The organism is Streptomyces sp. NPDC002680, from assembly GCF_042889145.1.
Lineage (GTDB): Bacteria > Actinomycetota > Actinomycetes > Streptomycetales > Streptomycetaceae > Streptomyces > Streptomyces adonidis.
This window is the reverse complement of the sequence record NZ_JBIAQP010000021.1, coordinates 191,033-206,918: the sequence shown is the minus strand read 5'-3', so window position 1 is coordinate 206,918 and position 15,886 is coordinate 191,033. Positions and strand designations below refer to the sequence as shown.

Below are 15,886 nucleotides of genomic sequence, written 5' to 3'. Positions count from 1 at the left end.
CTCCGAGTCGTCCTTCCGGCGTTCTCGGGCGGGGTTTAACGGGGTTTATCGGGGGCTCTCGGAGGGGTGGCGAATTAGCCATGCGTGATGATTATCGCTCGAAACAAGTGTCGTGATCTTGTGACAGAAGCGTGACCGGAGTCGTACCGGGAGATGCGGGGTGTCGGCGGCCGGGCTTTCCCCGGCCGCCGCCGGGCGCCTACGGTGACGGGCATGGCATCGATTCCCAGGCCCGAAGAACCCCAGGACAATCCGGACACCTATGTCGGCCTCGACTCGACGCGTGCAGAGCGGCTCGCCCGGGAGCGCGGCTGGTCCGCGGTGCGGTCGCTGCCGCCCGGGGCGATCATCACCATGGAGTACCGGTCGGGACGGCTCAACTTCGAGGTCGCCGACGGCAGGGTGAAGCGCTGCTGGAAGGGCTGAGACCCGCCGGTGCGCCCCTGCGGCTCAGCCGTTGCCGGGCAGCGGGCGGGTCGAGGGGGCGCCGGTGCCGCGTGGGGCGCGGTCCGCGTGCGGCGGGCGACGGCTGCCGGTCGGCGTGATCGGGGTGCGCTCCGAACGGGCCGCGTGCGGATGGGCCGGATGGGTGGGCGTCCGGGACGAGCGGGCCGCCGGGGTGGTGTTCTCGCGGGCCGTGGCCTCTTCCTCGGCGGTCGCGTGCGGCCCCAGCAGCGCGGGCGTGCCGACGCGGGCCGGTACGGGCGCCGTGCTGGTGCCCTTGCCGCGGGCGCGCCAGCGGTCGCGCAGCGACAGGATCCAGGTCTCCGTACGGGGGATCAGTGGCTCGAACCACGGCAGTGCGAGCAGGACCAGCAGACCCGCGACCCAGCCCAGGACGACATCGCTCAGCCAGTGCGTACCGAGATAGACCGTGGTGAGGCCGACGCCGAGGGACATCAGCGCCGAACCGGCGGACAGCCAGCGCCTGGCCAGCGGGCCGGTGGCCAGATAGGCCAGGATTCCCCAGGTCACCACGGCGTTCGCGGTGTGACCGCTGGGGAATATATCCCCGCCCATGCCCATTTCGTTCGACCCGATGGTGGTCGCGTAGTGCGGTCCGAGCCGGCCCATGCCGATCTTGGCGGCACCCACGGTGACATTGAGCAGCAGCAGCGCGACACCGAACACGAGCAGCGGGCGCAGGGTGTGCTGACGCCAGGCGCGCCAGCCCAGCCAGGCCGAGATCATCACGGCGGTGGGGCCGCGCTGGCCGAGTACCACGTAGTAGTCGAGGAACGCGTGGATCTCCGGCCACTGCTGGTAGGGCCGGAAGAACATGACCTGCCAGTCGAGCCGGACCAGCCATGAGGTGATCACTACGGCCCACACGGTGGCGAGATAGAAGGCCAGGGTCGCGACAAGGAGCGCGATCCTGTGCCGGCTCATCTTCGGCACATCGATGTGGGTCGGCCGTTCCGGTTCCCGGTCCAGCCTCGCGAACACCCGGTCCAGACGGGCGAGGTTTCCTTCGGTACTCACTCAATCGACGTTACAGCGAGTGAGCGCTGTTCTCCGCCCAATCTGCGGCTTTGTAATGACGATGTGATGTGGGATTCCTCTCAGGATGATGTTTAATTCCGCAGAATCCCTATTGGGGGACGCGTCTTCCCTTCATTTCCATTGATCATGCGGAGAGCTTGTTTTATGGCCCTTTCGAATTAGTTCACCGAGTGGTCGTCCGGAATTCGCCCGGTGGTCAGGGCGGGCCGGAGCCGTTCAGCCAGAACGCCCCGTAGACCGCCGAGGCCACCGCGACCGCGCCCGTCACCAGCGCCGACCTGGACGTACGCAGCCGGGCCAGCGCCTGGGCGAGCGGCAGCAGAAGGGGGAAGGCGGGCAGCAACAGACGTGGTTTCGAGCCGAAGTAGCTCGACGCGCACAGGGCCAGCAGGGTGACGACACCCGCGTACACCAGCAGCGGCAGCGGCTGGCGCTGCCGTACGCAGACGGCGTACAGCCAGATCAGCAGGCCCACGCCGACGATCAGTCCGATCCCGGCCAGGGCCGACGGGAACGACGTGAACTTGTCGGCGACGAAGCGGGCGAAGGCCGCGCCGCCGTCGAAACCGTTGCGCCAGCCGGCCTGGACGTCCAGATAGCCCAGGGGGCCCTTGCCGGTGCGGTGGCCGACCCACAGGACGTATCCGGCGGCGCCGAGCGGCGCTATGAGCATGGCGAGGGCGCGTCGCCATACGGGCTCCCCTTGGTTCCGTACGCCTTGGAGGCAGGAGGCGATGGCCGCCGTCCACACCGCCGCGACCACCGCGAGGCCCACCGGGCGGGTCAGGCCCGCCAGCAGGGCCAGGGTGCCCGCCGTCAGCCAGCGGCCGGTGAGGACCGCGTACAGGGACCAGGCGGCCAGCGCCGTGAACAGTGACTCGCTGTACGCCATCGACTGGACGATCCCGACCGGCAGCACCGCCCACAGCAGTACGGCACAGACGCCGGCCCGGCGGCCGTAGACGTGATCCGCGACCGCGAACACGCCCCACGCGGCGGCCAGTGAGGCGACGACGCTCACCGTGAAGCCCGCGTCGGCGTACGACATCGGGGTAACCGAGGCCAGAAGCCGTTCCAGCCAGGGGAGCAGCGGGAAGAAGGCGAGGTTCGAGTGCACATCGCCGTTGGGGAGACGCACCTCATAGCCGTAGCCGAGTTCGGCGACCCGGGTGTACCAGACCGAGTCCCAGCGGGCGGTCAGCAGCTTGTACGCGCTCTTGTCCCGCGCCGCGCTCCACACGGCCAGCGCGACCAGACCCAGCACACGGACGGCCGCGTACCCGAGCAGGGCGGGCGCCGCTCGGCGGAGCGTGGGCAGCGCCGGGAGCGCGGGGGGCGGGCGGGTTCCGAGGTCTGTCACCGGTCGATTATCGACGGCGTATCGAACAGGGGCGGGCGCGGAGGCGGGCGGCCCGCCGAGGGCGTGGTGTACACCACACGGGTTCCGTGGGCGTCTGAGAGGTCCGCCACTTTTCGCCGCTGTGAACTCGCGTACGCTGTCGGACCACTCGCTATTCGCCGCGCGGACTGAGGACACCGCTCCTCCTCAGCCGGAGCCCCGGGGAGTCCCCACCCCGCGGACCGCCGAACGCGAGGGAACCTTGGAGGTACGTACATGTCCGGGACGACCAGGGCTGCCGTCGCGCTGCGCCGCCGGGCGGCCGGGGCCGGTGCCGGAGCCAACCGCTGGGTCGTCCTTCTCGTCCTCTGCACCAGCCTGCTGCTCGTCGCGGTCGACGCGACCGTGCTGCACGTGGCGGTACCCGCAGTCAGCGAGGACCTCCGGCCCGGCGCGATAGAGCTGCTCTGGATCGTCGACATCTATCCGCTGGTCTGCGCCTCGCTGCTGATCCTGTTCGGCACGCTGGGCGACCGGGTCGGCCGGCGGCGGATCCTGCTCCTCGGATACGCGCTGTTCGGCGTCGCCTCCGGTCTGGCCTCCCTCGCCGACAGCGCCCAGGTGCTGATCCTGGCGCGGGCGCTGCTGGGTGTCGGCGGCGCGATGATCATGCCCGCGACGCTCTCGATCCTGCGGCAGGTCTTCCCCGACCGGCACGAGCGGGCGCTGGCGATCGGTGTCTGGAGCGCGGTGGCGGCGGTGGGCGCGGCGGTCGGGCCGCTGCTCGGCGGGTTCCTGCTGGAGCACTTCTGGTGGGGTTCGGTCTTCCTCGTCAACATTCCCCTGATGCTGGTCAGCCTTCCGGTCGGCCGGCTGCTGCTGCCCGAGTCGCGCGGCGAGCGGGACACCGGCCCATGGGACGTGGTCGGCGCGCTGACGGCGGCGGGCGGGCTGTTCGGTGTCGTGCTCGGCGTGAAGCGGCTGGGCGGTGGCGAGGGGGCTGGGAACTTCCTCACGGTCGTGCCGCTGGTGGCGGGTGTCCTGCTGCTGGTGGTGTTCGTACGGCGGCAGCGGCGGCGCAAGCATCCGCTGGTGGACCTGGGGATGTTCGCCCGGCCGGCGTTCAGTACGTCCGTCGGGTGCATCGTGCTGGCGATGCTCGCGCTGGTCGGGCTGGAGCTGATCGCGGCGCAGTACTTGCAGCTTGTGCTGAAGCTTTCCCCGTTGGAGACGGGGCTACGGCTGCTGCCGCTGACGCTGGCGGCCATGGCGGCCGGGCTGGTGGGGGCGCGGCTGCTGCGGCGGTTCGGGCCGCGGACGATGGTGTGTGCCGGGTTCTGCCTCACCGCGGCGGCGGTCGTGCTGCTGATGGCGATGGGCGGGCGGGACAATCCGGGGTTGCTGCTGTCCGGGTTCGTGCTGTTGGGCTTCGGGCTGGAGACGACACTCTTCGGGGCGTACGAGTCGATGCTGGCGGAGGCTCCGGCGGAGCAGGCGGGTGGAGCGGCGGCGATCGGTGAGACCTCGTACCAGCTGGGCGCGGGGATCGGGATCGCGCTCCTCGGGAGTGTGATGAACGCGGCGTACGCACCCGGGGTGGGGTCGGTGCCGGGGGTTCCGGCGTCGGCGTCGGCTGCGGCGGGGCATTCGCTGGGCGAGGCGTACGAGGTTGCCGGGCGGCTCGGAGGGTCGCCCGGGGCGGCGCTTCGTTCGGCGGCTCGGGATGCGTTTGTGCACGGGTTGCATGTGACGTTGCTCGTGAGTGCGGGGTTGTTGGTGCTGGGGGCGGTGATGGCGTTGCGGTTGCCGCGGGTCATGCAGTGCGACGGCGCCGCTGGGCTGGCTGCGGTGCCTGGGCCTCGGGAGGTTGCGGGGAGCCGCGTGTCGGTGTGAACGGGGTGTTCGCCCACCCGCCCGCCCGTGCGGGTCGATCGAGACGTGGGCGTCTCCTGCGGGGGCGGATGCCCGTCGGCGGCTGCGGGGCAGAACCTTTCCCACCCGCCCGCCCATGCGGGGCGTTCGAGATGCGGGCGTCTCCTGTGGGGGTTGAGGTTCGTTGGCGGCTGCCGGTTAGAGCCTTTCCCGCCCGCCCGTTCGGCCCGTTCAGTTGTGGGGCTCTGTCGTGGGGTGTGGGGGTCCGTTGGCGGCTGCGGGTGGTTCGGTGGACCGCTGCCTGGCCCGCAGTCGCCGATGGGCCTTCGCCCCTACGGCAGAGGCCCGCGTCTCGGTTGGCCCGCACGGGTGGGCGGGTGGGAAAGGCCGTCGGCGGCGACCGATCTCGCCCTCACCCGTGGACGTGCGGCATGCTTCGTCGTAGCGTCGGGCGCGTTGTGACTAGCGGTGCTAGTTAAAGTTATCGGAGGCTTCCCTGTGGCTGCGTTTGCGAAGATGCCCCCTTTTGATCCCGCCGACCCGCTCGGGCTCGACGACATGCTCGACGCGGAGGATCTGGCGGTCCGGGACACCGTGCGGGCCTGGGCCGCGGATCGGGTGCTGCCGTATGTCGGGGGGTGGTTCGAGGACGGGGAGCTGCCGGACATCAGGGGGCTTGCCCGGGAGTTGGGGGGTATCGGTGCCCTGGGGATGTCGCTCGACGGGTATGGGTGCGCCGGGGCTTCCGCCGTGCAGTACGGGCTCGCCTGTCTGGAGCTGGAGGCCGCCGACTCCGGGATTCGGTCTCTTGTCTCCGTGCAGGGGTCCCTCGCCATGTACGCCATCCACGCCTTCGGGAGCGAGGAGCAGAAGCAGCACTGGTTGCCCCGGATGGCGTCCGGGGAGGTTATTGGCTGCTTCGGGCTCACCGAGCCCGACCATGGGTCCGACCCCGCCGGCATGCGTACCTACGCCAAGCGGGATGGCGGCAGTGGTGACTGGGTGCTCTCCGGGCGGAAGATGTGGATCACCAACGGGTCCGTCGCCGGTGTCGCCGTCGTGTGGGCGCAGACCGATGACGGGATTCGTGGGTTCGTCGTGCCCACCGACGCCCCCGGGTTCTCCGCGCCCGAGATCAAGCACAAGTGGTCTCTGCGCGCCTCCGTCACCAGTGAGCTGGTGATGGATGAGGTGCGGTTGCCCGGTGATGCCGTGCTGCCCGGTGTCACCGGGCTTCGCGGGCCCCTCAGCTGTCTCTCCCACGCCCGGTACGGGATCGTCTGGGGCGCCATGGGGGCGGCCCGGTCCTGTTTCGAGGCCGCTGTCGACTACGCGAAGACGCGCGAGCAGTTCGGGCGGCCCATCGGGGGGTTCCAGCTGACCCAGGCCAAGCTCGCCGACATGGCGGTCGAGCTGCACAAGGGGATTCTGCTCGCCCACCATCTGGGGCGGCGCATGGACGCCGGCCGCCTGCGTCCCGAGCAGGTCAGCTTCGGCAAGCTGAACAACGTACGCGAGGCCATCGACATCTGTCGTACGGCCCGGACGATCCTCGGCGCCAACGGGATCTCGCTCGAATACCCCGTGATGCGGCACGCGACGAACCTCGAGTCGGTGCTCACGTACGAAGGCACCGTCGAGATGCACCAACTGGTGCTGGGCAAGGCGCTCACCGGACTTGACGCCTTCCGCTGACCTGAACAGCGGGCGGCGCGGCCGGTGAGCGGCCTTGCTCAGCTCTGGTTGAAGAAACCGTCCGCCCGGTGCGGCTGGGCCTCTCCGCTGACGATCTCCGTGTCGGAAGGGGTCAGCAGGAACACGCGGTTGGAGACCCGCTCGATCGAGCCGCGCAGGCCGAAGATGAGGCCCGCCGCGAAGTCGACGACGCGCTTGGCGTCGGCGGGCTCCATGGCCGTGAGGTTCATGATGACCGGGACGCCGTCCCGGAAGAGCTCGCCGATGGCGCGGGCGTCCCGGAAGCTGTCCGGGGTGACCGTGCCGATGCGACGGCCCTTCTCCTCGGCCACCTCGCCGGCGACCTTGACCCGCGGGTCCGTCACCCAGGCATCCCCGGGCTGCTCGGTCCCCTCGGAGTAGTCGTCGTCGTAGTAACGCTCGTCATCGTTGTCGTCGACGAGGCCAAGCCAGGCGCTTGCCTTGCGTACCGATCCCATGGACGCCTCCTCTCACAGCGGTCCTTCTTGCTTTCCGCATCCCTATCGTCATCCATGATGCGGATGGCGCGCCAAGTGAATAGACGCCGCGCGGGGGTTTCGTGACGGTACTGGTGCACAACCATTTCGTCGAGAGGCCCCGCGCCGCAAGGGTCTTACTGTGTGCGGCTGCTGACTGAGAGTGAAATATGATTCTTCGTGGCGTATGGGTGAGCGTTGGGACGTATGGGTGAATGGGCGTCCTGCCCGCATTCCTGACGGAGCTTCAGATGGCTTCGGTGGAGGCCCGGTCGCCGCCGAGCGGGGTCTGACGCCCGGTCAGCCCTTGGGCGGTCCTTGGCCAGTCGTTGGTCGGCCCTTGGTCTCCGGTGGCGGGATCTGTTGCTGTTTGGTTGCTCGCGGTCTCCTGGGCGGGCGGAGGGAAGCGGAGGGAAAGTGGCGAGGTGAGAGGTGAGGACCGGGAAAAGGGAGGCGCGTGAGGGGAGGGGTGTGCGCGGGTGTGAAGGCGCGGGCGAGGTGTGAAACGCGCGAGATGCGCGGGAGAACGCGAAAACGCGCCCGGGCGAGCGGGCGTGCAGGGGGTCAGCTCAACAGGAGGAGGACCACACTCGACCAAAGTCGATGTGGGAGCGTTTGACCAGCCACTGCTGTGGATGCATGGGGCAAGTGGAACAGGCATCCGGTTCGGCGTCAACCGACATGAGACGAACCGCTCACAGTTCGGACAGCCTTGACAGTGAGGGGAAACGTCGCCGTACAGTCGGTGGACGGCCCTGCTGAGGGGCTCGGCCGTAACGCGCGCCAGATACGACCTCCTGTGTCGTGTCCGCGCTGTGCGACACCCGTGTGAAGGCACCACCGTGTTCGACCTATCGCGTCACGGAGCCCTCGCATGTCCTCACACCCCTTGGCCGTATCGGCCTCTTCCGGCACTGCGGGCCGTTCTCCGAGGCCGACTCTCGTCATCGTGGGGGCCGGGCCGCGGGGGACCGGCCTCCTGGAGCGGATCGCCGCCAACGCGCCCGAGCTGTACGGGGATTCGGGCCTCGACATCCATCTCGTCGACCCGCATCCGCCGGGCGCCGGCCGGATCTGGCGCCAGGAGCAGTCCCCGCTGCTGTGGATGAACTCGCAGGCCCAGGACGTCACCATGTTCACCGACGAGACGGTGGCCATGAAGGGCCCGGTGCGCCCGGGACCCACGCTGCACGAGTGGGCGGACATCGACGGCCGCGAATTCTCGGCCCGGCCGTGCCTCGGCGCCTATCTGAACTGGGTGTACGAGGACACGGTGGCCGCCCTGCCGCCCGGTGTCCGCGTCCGGTACCACGCCGGGCGCGCGCTGCGGGTGAGCGGGCCGCGCGAGGGGCGCCAGGAGGTGTGGCTCGAGGGGCGCGCCCGGCCGCTGCTCGCCGACCTCGTCGTGCTGACCCTCGGCCATCTCGACGCCGAACTCGACGACGAGCAGCGCGAGTTGGCCGCGTACGCGCAGACTCATGGGCTGGTCCATCTGCCGCCCGACTTCACCGCCGACAGTGACCTGTCCGCGCTCACGCCCGGTGAACCCGTCCTCGTGCGCGGCTTCGGGCTCGCCTTCGTCGACCTGATGGTGCTGCTCACGGAGGGGCGCGGCGGGCGGTACGAGGGCGATCCTTCCGGTGCGGAGGGGGAGTTGACCTATCTGCCGTCCGGGCACGAGCCCGTGCTGTACGTCGGCTCGCGGCGCGGGGTGCCGTACCACTCGAAGATCGGCTACGACTGGACCGGTGAACGGCCGCCGCTGCCACGGTTCTTCGGGCCCGCCGAGGTGGACGCCCTGCTCGCGCGTTCTGACGGCTTCGACTTCCGGCGGGACGTATGGCCGCTGGTGGAGAAGGAGTTGGGGTTCGCGCACTACCACCGGCTGTTCACCGTCCATCCCGAGCGCACGAGTGGCACCTGGACGGACTTCGAGGAGAGGTACGCCGCCGCTGACCGGGCGGAGCGGGAGGTGCTGGTCGCCTCCACCGTGCCCGACCCGGCCGACCGGCTCGACCTCGACGCCCTCGACCGGCCGCTGGAGGGGGTGCGGTATCCGTCGTACGAGGCGCTCCAGGAGGGGCTGCGGAGGTACATCCGGGACGATCTGACCCGGCATCACGATCCTTCGTACAGCCCCGACTTGGCCGTCTTTCTCGGGCTGCTCTCCGTCTACGGGCAACTGGTGCGGCTCGGGGACATCGGGTCCTGGTGGCACGGCTTCTTCAGCTATCTCGCCTCCGGGCCGCCCGGACCCCGGCTGCGGCAGATGCTCGCGCTGTCCCGGGCCGGCCTCCTCAACTTCCTCGGCGCCGACACGGTCGTCACCGCCGAGGACGGGGTGTTCCGGGCGTCCGGTGCGAGTGTGCCCGGTGCCTCGGTGGAGGCCCGGGCGCTGGTCGAGGCGCGACTGCCGGAGCCGACGGTGGAGCGCGCCCGGGACGCCCTGCTGCGCGAGCTGTACGCCGACGGGGCCGCCGTCACCCCCGAGGGGCTGCTCGCCGTGGACCCCGGTGACGGGCGGCTCCTGGACCGGGACGGCCGGCCGCATCCCCGGCGTTTCGCGCTCGGACCGCACACCGAGGCGCGGGGCTCCGGGGCGTTCACCCGGCCGCGCACCGGCGGCCCCGCGTTCCGCCAGAACGACGCGACCGCGCGCGCCGCGCTGTCCTTTCTGCGGGCACTGGACTGTCGCGAGCGCGGCGATGTGCGCGGCGGCGAGTCCGGCGATGTGCGTGGCGCCGAGTCCGCTGTCGGGCGCGGCGGTGAGCGTGATGCGGAGTCCGGTGCCGGGCTTGGTGTCGGGGCCGCTGTCGGGCGCGGCGGTGAGCGCGCAGTCGAGTCCGCTGTCGCGTCCAGTGTCGGGCTTGGCGTCGAGCGCGATGCTGAGCGCGGTGTCGAGTCCGGTGTCGGGCTTGGCTTCGGGATGGGTGTCGGGCTCGGTGCTGAGCACGGTGTCGAGTCCAGCGCCGAGCGCGATGCCGAGCGTGATCCCGAGTCCCGTGCGGGGCTCGGTGTCGAGTCCGGTGCGGGGCTCGGTGTCGGGACTGGTGACGGGCGCGGCGCTGAGCGCGGTGTCGGGTCCAGTGTTGGGCTCGCTGTCGGGTCCAGCGCCGAGGGTGATGCCGAGTGTGGTGCCGGGTCCCGTGCGGGGCTTGGTGTCGAGTCCGTTATCGAGCCCGGCGCCGGACCGAGCGCCGGGCCAGGCGCCCGGCCGAGCGCCGGGCCGGGTGCTGAATCGGGCGTCGAACCAGGTGCCGAGCGCGGCACCGCCGCCTGAGTCCTGCTTGCCATGCGGGTGCTGTGACGCACCGACGAAAGGTTCACCCCATGACCTCAACGCACGGTCGGGGGCTGCTGCATCTGGCCGCTGCCGTCGACCAACAGGGATTGTTCGACGCCGACTTGTACGTCGAGTCGGTGCGGCTCGCCGAGCGTGGCGGGCTTGACTTCGTGACGCTCGGGGACTCCTTCGCGCGCCCCGGGCCCGACGCGCTCGGGGTGCTCGCGCGGGTCGCGCCCGCCACCGCGCGGATCGGGCTGGTGCCCACCGTGACCACCACGCACACCGAGCCCTTCCAGGTCCAGGCGGCGATCGCGACCCTCGACTGGGTCAGCGGCGGCCGGGCCGGCTGGCAGCTCGACGTGTCGGCGACCGAGGCCGAGGCACGGCTCTTCGGCCGCCGCCGTGCCGCACCCGGCGACGCGCTGTGGCGGGAGGCCGGTGAAGTCGCCGACGTGGCGGCCCGGTTGTGGGACAGCTGGGAGGACGACGCCGGGATACGGGATGTGGCGACCGGCCGCTTCGTCGACCGGGACAAGCCGCACCATGTCGATGTCGATTTCCAGGGCGCCACTTTCTCCGTCAAGGGCCCGTCCACCGTGCCGCGGCCGCCCCAGGGTCACCCCGTCCGTGTCGTCGACGCCACCGAGGGACAGGCCCGGCAGACTGCGGCCCGGTACGCCGACGTGGCGCTCGTCCGGGCCGTGAGCGCCGCCCAGGCGGGTGCCGTACGGGACGAACTGCGCGTCGCCGCCAAGGACTTGGGGCGTGACCCGGACGGGCTGCGGGTCCTCGCGAGCCTTGTCGTCGACCTCGGGGGTGGTGAGCACGCCGCCGCGCCGGGGCACGGGGGAGGCGGTCCCCGGCCGAGCGTGCACGGCCCGCTGTACCGGGGCGGGCCCGTCGATCTCGCCGAGCTGATCACCGCGTGGCACACGTCCGGCATTGTCGACGGCTTCCATCTCGTCCCCGCCGAGCCGCGCCGCGACCTGGAGCGGCTCGTCAACGGAACGGTGGCGCTGCTCCAGCACCGGAGCCTGTTCCGCACCTTCTACCCGGGCCGCACCCTCAGGGAGCACCTCGGGCTGGCCCGGCCCGCCAACCAGTACGCCGGGTCGGTCCCGGTCGCCGGGGGCGCGTCATGACCGTACGGGCGCCGGGGCGCAAGCGGATGCACCTCGCCGCGTACTCGCCGGGGGCCGACGGCACCACCGTGTGGGCCGATCCGAGGGCCGGGTCGCAGATCGGGTTCGCGCCCTTCGAGCGGCTCGCCCGGACCGCCGAGCGCGGGCTGTTCGACTTCTTCCTCCTCGCCGAGGCGTTGCGGCCGCACGAGTACAAGGGCCGTATCCATGACCTGGAGGTGGCCGGACGGCCCGAGTCGATCACCGTGCTGAACGCGCTCGCCGCCGTCACCGAGCGGATCGGGCTTGCCGCCACGGTCGACGCGACCTTCGACGAGCCGTACGAACTCGCCCGCAGATTCGCCACGTTGGACCATCTCAGCGGCGGCCGGGCCGCCTGGAACGTGGTGACCTCCTCCGATGCCCTCACCGGCGAGAACTTCCGGCGCGGCGCCTTTCTCGACCGGGCGGACCGGTACCCGCGTGCGGCCGAATTCGTCGAAGCAGCACGGGAGTTGTGGGACTCCTGGACGCCGGAGGGGGTGTCGAGGCCCTTCGCTTACCGGGGCCGACACTTCGACATCGCGGGCGAGTTCGGCGTACCGCGCTCACCGCAGGGGCAGCCGGTTGTGATCCACGAGGGGGACTCGGGGGAGGGGCGGGAGTTCGCCGCGTCGGCCGGCGATGTCGTCTTCACCCGGCACGGGAGCCTCGAAGCCGGGCGGGCCCTCTACGCCGACGTCAAGGGGCGGCTCGCGAAGTACGGGCGGGCGCCCGGGGACCTGAAGATCATGCCGAGGGTGACCTTCGTGCTCGGCGACACCGACGCCGAGGCGCGGGAGCGGGCCGCCGAGATCCGCCGGCAGCAGGTCTCGCCGCGGCACGCGATCCTCGCCCTGGAGCGGATCTGGGGCACCGACCTCTCCTCCTACGACCCCGACGGCCCACTGCCCGACTTCGATCCGGTGCCTGTGCCTGCCCTGGCGCACGGGCGGGTCGGGGCCGCCGACCCGGTGCGGGTGGCCGAGCGGTGGCGGGCCCTGTCCCGGGCGAAGGGGCTGTCGATCCGGCAGACCGTCATCGAGGCGAGCGGCCAGCACTCCTTCGTCGGCACCCCGAGGTCGGTCGCCGACGGACTCGACACGTTCGTACGGGAGGAGGCGGCCGACGGGTTCGTCCTCGTCCCGCAGCTCACCCCGGGCGGACTGGACGAGTTCGTGGACCTGGTCGTGCCGCTGCTCCAGGAACGTGGCGCGTTCCGTACGGAATACGAGGGGGTCACCCTGCGCTCGCACCTCGGGCTGGGCGAACCCGTATGGACGGGCTGACAGGGCGTCGCGCCGACAAAGATGACATACAGGTTGTGTACGGGCCGCGCACAGAACGCGTGGTCCGGGCCTGTGCCGAAGGCGGCGCACGGAGTGTTTCCAGGGAGTGAGCTGGAGTGGGTTCATGACGGTGGACGCGTCGGAGGCGTGGCAGAAATGGCACGAACGGCGCATCGAGACGGTGTCGGCGCCCTACGGGCCCCTCTCGCTCGTCGGTACGTACGGGGTCGAGGGCTTTCCGGACGGTCGACTTTCGGCCATCCCCGGGCGGTGGATGTCCGACGGTGACGGGGTCGTCCTGGGCTCGGCCCGGGTCGGCCTCGGTGAGCGGCGCCCGGTCGTACTGGTGAGCGAGGGCGGTGGGGGTGTGCGTGACTTCGGCCCCGCCGCCGGGACGCGCACGGCGGTCAAGGGCGTCGAGGTCACCGCGTACGACCCGCGTCGGTCGGTGCCCGGCCGGTTCGCGCCGTACGACGGGCGGCACACCGTGGGCCGTCTTCGCCGACTCGACCACCGGCGACGGCAGTTACCGCTTCCGGTTTCCGCGCTCCGCGGCTCCGCTCGCCGAGGGGCGCACGACGGTGGAGTTCAACCGGTCCCTGCTCCCGCTGTGTGCGTTCGCCGACCGCTGCGTCTGCCCCTTTCCCCCGCCGGGGAATACGCTGGTCGTCGCGACAGTGCCGTAGGGGAACGCGATCTCCGGTAGAGCGATGCTCATGCCGGCAGGGCATCACCAGAACATCCAGCTCCTTGATCAACCCCTGCGGGTCGTACGGGGGTTGAACATCGTGAGGCCGAAAGGCGCCCTTGCGTCGGTCGGTGGTACGGCCGAATACTCCCACCCAGCGCTTGTCAGGGTCACAGCATGTTCGGAATCCGGACAGAAGGTCCCTGACTGCGCCTCACGGGCCCCGACCCCACGCGGGCCCCCGACTTCCCATGTGGAGGAACGACAAGTGAGGATCAAGCGCACCACCCCCCGCAGTGGCATCACGAGACGGACCCGGCTGATCGCCGTCAGCACCGGACTCGTGGCCGCGGCCGCAGTCGCGATCCCCAATGCGACCGCCGCCGACGTCACCTCCTTCAGCACCGCCCAGCTCTCGAAGGCGAGCAGCTCGGTGCTCAAGGCCGACATCCCGGGCACCGCCTGGGCCGTCGACGCCAAGACGAACCGCGTTGTCGTCACCGTCGACAGCACGGTCTCCAAGGCGGAGATCGCGAAGATCAAGCGGCAGGCGGGCACCACCGCCGGCGCCATCACCATCAAGAAGACCCCGGGTACGTTCAACAAGCTGATCTCCGGCGGCGACGCTATCTATGCGAGTAGCTGGCGCTGCTCCCAGGGCTTCAACGTCCGCAGCGGTTCCACCTACTACTTCCTCACCGCAGGTCACTGCACCGACGGTGCGGGCAACTGGTGGTCCAACTCCGGTCGTACGACGCTGCTCGGCGCGACCTCGGGCTCCAGCTTCCCGACCAACGACTACGGGATCGTCCGGTACTCCACCAGCTACCCGACGAGTTCCATCTCGGGCACCGTCGGCAGCGTGGACATCACCAGCGCCGCCACCCCGTCCGTGGGCACGACGGTCTACCGTCGCGGCTCCACCACCGGCACGCACAGCGGCCGGGTGACCGCCCTGAACGCCACGGTCAACTACGGCAGCGGTGACATCGTCTACGGCATGATCCAGACCACGGTCTGCGCCGAGCCCGGCGACTCCGGCGGCCCGCTCTACTCCAACGGTGGTGTCGCCTACGGTCTGACCTCGGGCGGCAGTGGCAACTGCACCTCCGGTGGTACGACCTTCTTCCAGCCCGTCACGGAGGCCCTGAGCGCCTACGGCGTCAGCGTCTTCTAGAGCAACCGGCTGGAACAACCGGCGCCATCGGTTTTCGCACGGCCTGACCTGCAGCCGGCAGCAGCAGGAGAGCCCCCGTACGCAACTCGCGTGCGGGGGCTCGCTCTTGTGCGCCCGACGGAGTTACCTTCGGAGTACGGAAAGTAGTGGCAGTACAGGAAGTCTCCCCTGCATACGCCCACTTCGGACCCTGGGGGCCGGCATGGTCGAGGAGCTGGTGACGGCGGGAGTCGCTGTCGCGTCCGTCGGAGTGATGTACGTGGCAGCGGCGGCGCGGGTCGTCAAACAGTACGAGCGCGGTGTGGTGTTCCGGCTCGGCCGGCTCACGTCGAGTGTGCGCGGACCCGGGTTCACCGTGATCGTGCCCTTCGTGGACAAGCTCCGCAAGGTCAACATGCAGATCGTGACGATGCCCGTGCCCGCGCAGGAGGGCATCACGCGGGACAACGTCACGGTCCGGGTGGACGCGGTCGTCTACTTCAAGGTCGTCGACGCGGCCGAGGCGGTCGTCCAGGTCGAGGACTACCGGTTCGCGGTCTCGCAGATGGCGCAGACGTCGCTGCGTTCGATCATCGGCAAGAGCGATCTCGACGATCTGCTCTCCAACCGCGAAAAGCTCAACCAGGGCCTGGAGCTGATGATCGACAGCCCGGCGATGGGCTGGGGTGTGCAGATCGACCGGGTCGAGATCAAGGACGTGTCCCTGCCGGAGACCATGAAGCGCTCGATGGCCCGCCAGGCCGAGGCGGACCGGGAGCGGCGGGCCCGCGTCATCAACGCGGACGCCGAGTTGCAGGCCTCGAAGAAGCTGGCGGAGGCCGCCGGGGTGATGTCCGAGCAGCCCGCCGCGCTCCAACTCCGGCTGCTCCAGACGGTGGTGGCGGTCGCGGCCGAGAAGAACTCGACGCTCGTCCTGCCGTTCCCGGTGGAGCTGCTCCGTTTCCTGGAACGGGCACAGCAGCCGGCCGGGCAGCCAGTCGGGCAGCCGGTCGCGCCCTCGGCGGAACGGCCGGGCGCGACGGCGGCGGGGTCGCCGGAGGTGGCGCGGGTGTCGGACGACGGGTCGCAGACGGCGATCGCCGAGCGATCCGGTCAGCCCGGTCAGCCCGGTCAGCCCAGTCAGTCCGGTCAGCCTGAGCAACCACAGCAGTCGCTGCCATCACCGTCATCACCGTCATCACCGCAATCGCTGCAGGAGCAACTTCCGTCCGCCGCGTCCCTGTTGGAACTGAGCCCCGAAGGGGCGAATTCAAGACAGGACTAGACCTCACCGTCTGCCCACTCGCTACTCACCCGTAGTGTTTGCAGTGCGAATTGATGTGAGGCAACTGTGTGATGACCGTGGACAGTCAAGGTAGGTCTGCCGGTGGGGGCGCACGC

At 70.5% G+C, this 15,886-nt stretch carries 10 protein-coding genes and 2 pseudogenes; 9 read left to right on the top strand and 3 right to left on the bottom strand.

Translation table 11 applies throughout. The features are described 5' to 3' along the window. The first annotated feature begins 213 nt into the window (after positions 1-213). On the top strand, positions 214-426 hold the full coding sequence (locus ACFYXF_RS42015; protein WP_369032914.1) for an I78 family peptidase inhibitor: 213 nt from the start codon (positions 214-216) through the stop codon (positions 424-426). Positions 427-450: 24 nt separating this feature from the next. On the opposite strand, the gene ACFYXF_RS42010 is transcribed toward ACFYXF_RS42015, so the two are convergent. Further along, a complete protein-coding gene (locus ACFYXF_RS42010; RefSeq protein ID WP_389357752.1) occupies positions 451-1,482 on the bottom strand; it encodes a phosphatase PAP2 family protein in 1,032 nt (343 codons plus the stop codon). A 217-nt stretch (positions 1,483-1,699) separates the two neighbouring features. Then, positions 1,700-2,863, bottom strand: coding sequence for a mannosyltransferase family protein (locus ACFYXF_RS42005; RefSeq protein WP_389357750.1), 1,164 nt, complete (start codon positions 2,861-2,863; stop codon positions 1,700-1,702). 255 nt (positions 2,864-3,118) lie between these two features. Here ACFYXF_RS42005 and ACFYXF_RS42000 point away from each other — a divergent pair, with 255 nt between their 5' ends. Next, positions 3,119-4,735, top strand: coding sequence for an MFS transporter (locus tag ACFYXF_RS42000; RefSeq protein WP_389357748.1), 1,617 nt, complete (start codon positions 3,119-3,121; stop codon positions 4,733-4,735). A gap of 477 nt (positions 4,736-5,212) precedes the next feature. Further along, the gene (locus ACFYXF_RS41995; RefSeq protein WP_389357746.1) at positions 5,213-6,409 is read left to right on the top strand and encodes an acyl-CoA dehydrogenase family protein; all 1,197 of its coding nucleotides are present in this window, start codon (positions 5,213-5,215) and stop codon (positions 6,407-6,409) included. A 38-nt stretch (positions 6,410-6,447) separates the two neighbouring features. Here ACFYXF_RS41995 and ACFYXF_RS41990 read toward each other — a convergent pair whose 3' ends face one another. After that, positions 6,448-6,888, bottom strand: a complete 441-nt coding sequence (locus ACFYXF_RS41990) for a cell division protein SepF (protein WP_389357744.1) — start codon at positions 6,886-6,888, stop codon at positions 6,448-6,450. Positions 6,889-7,780: 892 nt separating this feature from the next. On the opposite strand from ACFYXF_RS41990, the pseudogene ACFYXF_RS41985 reads away from it, so the two are divergent. The 6 genes and pseudogenes from ACFYXF_RS41985 to ACFYXF_RS41960 form a co-directional block, all read left to right on the top strand. Beyond that, positions 7,781-9,592 (top strand): annotated as a pseudogene (locus tag ACFYXF_RS41985) (FAD/NAD(P)-binding protein); the annotation flags it as partial. 644 nt (positions 9,593-10,236) lie between these two features. Further along, a complete protein-coding gene (locus ACFYXF_RS41980) occupies positions 10,237-11,334 on the top strand; it encodes an LLM class flavin-dependent oxidoreductase (RefSeq protein ID WP_389357742.1) in 1,098 nt (365 codons plus the stop codon). Further along, positions 11,331-12,641, top strand: coding sequence for an NtaA/DmoA family FMN-dependent monooxygenase (locus ACFYXF_RS41975; protein WP_389357740.1), 1,311 nt, complete (start codon positions 11,331-11,333; stop codon positions 12,639-12,641). Before ACFYXF_RS41980 ends, ACFYXF_RS41975 begins: the two co-directional genes overlap by 4 nt. Positions 12,642-12,765: 124 nt before the next feature. Next, positions 12,766-13,327: pseudogene (locus ACFYXF_RS41970) on the top strand (DUF1684 domain-containing protein). A 270-nt stretch (positions 13,328-13,597) separates the two neighbouring features. Continuing rightward, positions 13,598-14,506: a S1 family peptidase gene (locus ACFYXF_RS41965; protein ID WP_389357738.1), complete on the top strand. Its 909-nt coding sequence runs from the start codon at positions 13,598-13,600 to the stop codon at positions 14,504-14,506. A gap of 202 nt (positions 14,507-14,708) precedes the next feature. After that, entirely contained in the window at positions 14,709-15,770 is a 1,062-nt protein-coding gene (locus ACFYXF_RS41960; protein ID WP_389357736.1) for a slipin family protein, read from the top strand. The last annotated feature ends 116 nt before the right edge of the window (positions 15,771-15,886 follow it).

What these genes read in the sequence shown, in the direction of transcription:
- ACFYXF_RS42015 (WP_369032914.1), top strand. Translation starts at nt 214, where the DNA reads ATGGCATCGATTCCCAGGCCCGAAGAACCCCAGGACAATCCGGACACC.
- ACFYXF_RS42000 (WP_389357748.1), top strand. Translation starts at nt 3,119, where the DNA reads ATGTCCGGGACGACCAGGGCTGCCGTCGCGCTGCGCCGCCGGGCGGCC.
- ACFYXF_RS41990 (WP_389357744.1), bottom strand. Translation starts at nt 6,888, where the DNA reads ATGGGATCGGTACGCAAGGCAAGCGCCTGGCTTGGCCTCGTCGACGAC.
- ACFYXF_RS41980 (WP_389357742.1), top strand. Translation starts at nt 10,237, where the DNA reads ATGACCTCAACGCACGGTCGGGGGCTGCTGCATCTGGCCGCTGCCGTC.
- ACFYXF_RS41975 (WP_389357740.1), top strand. Translation starts at nt 11,331, where the DNA reads ATGACCGTACGGGCGCCGGGGCGCAAGCGGATGCACCTCGCCGCGTAC.
- ACFYXF_RS41960 (WP_389357736.1), top strand. Translation starts at nt 14,709, where the DNA reads ATGGTCGAGGAGCTGGTGACGGCGGGAGTCGCTGTCGCGTCCGTCGGA.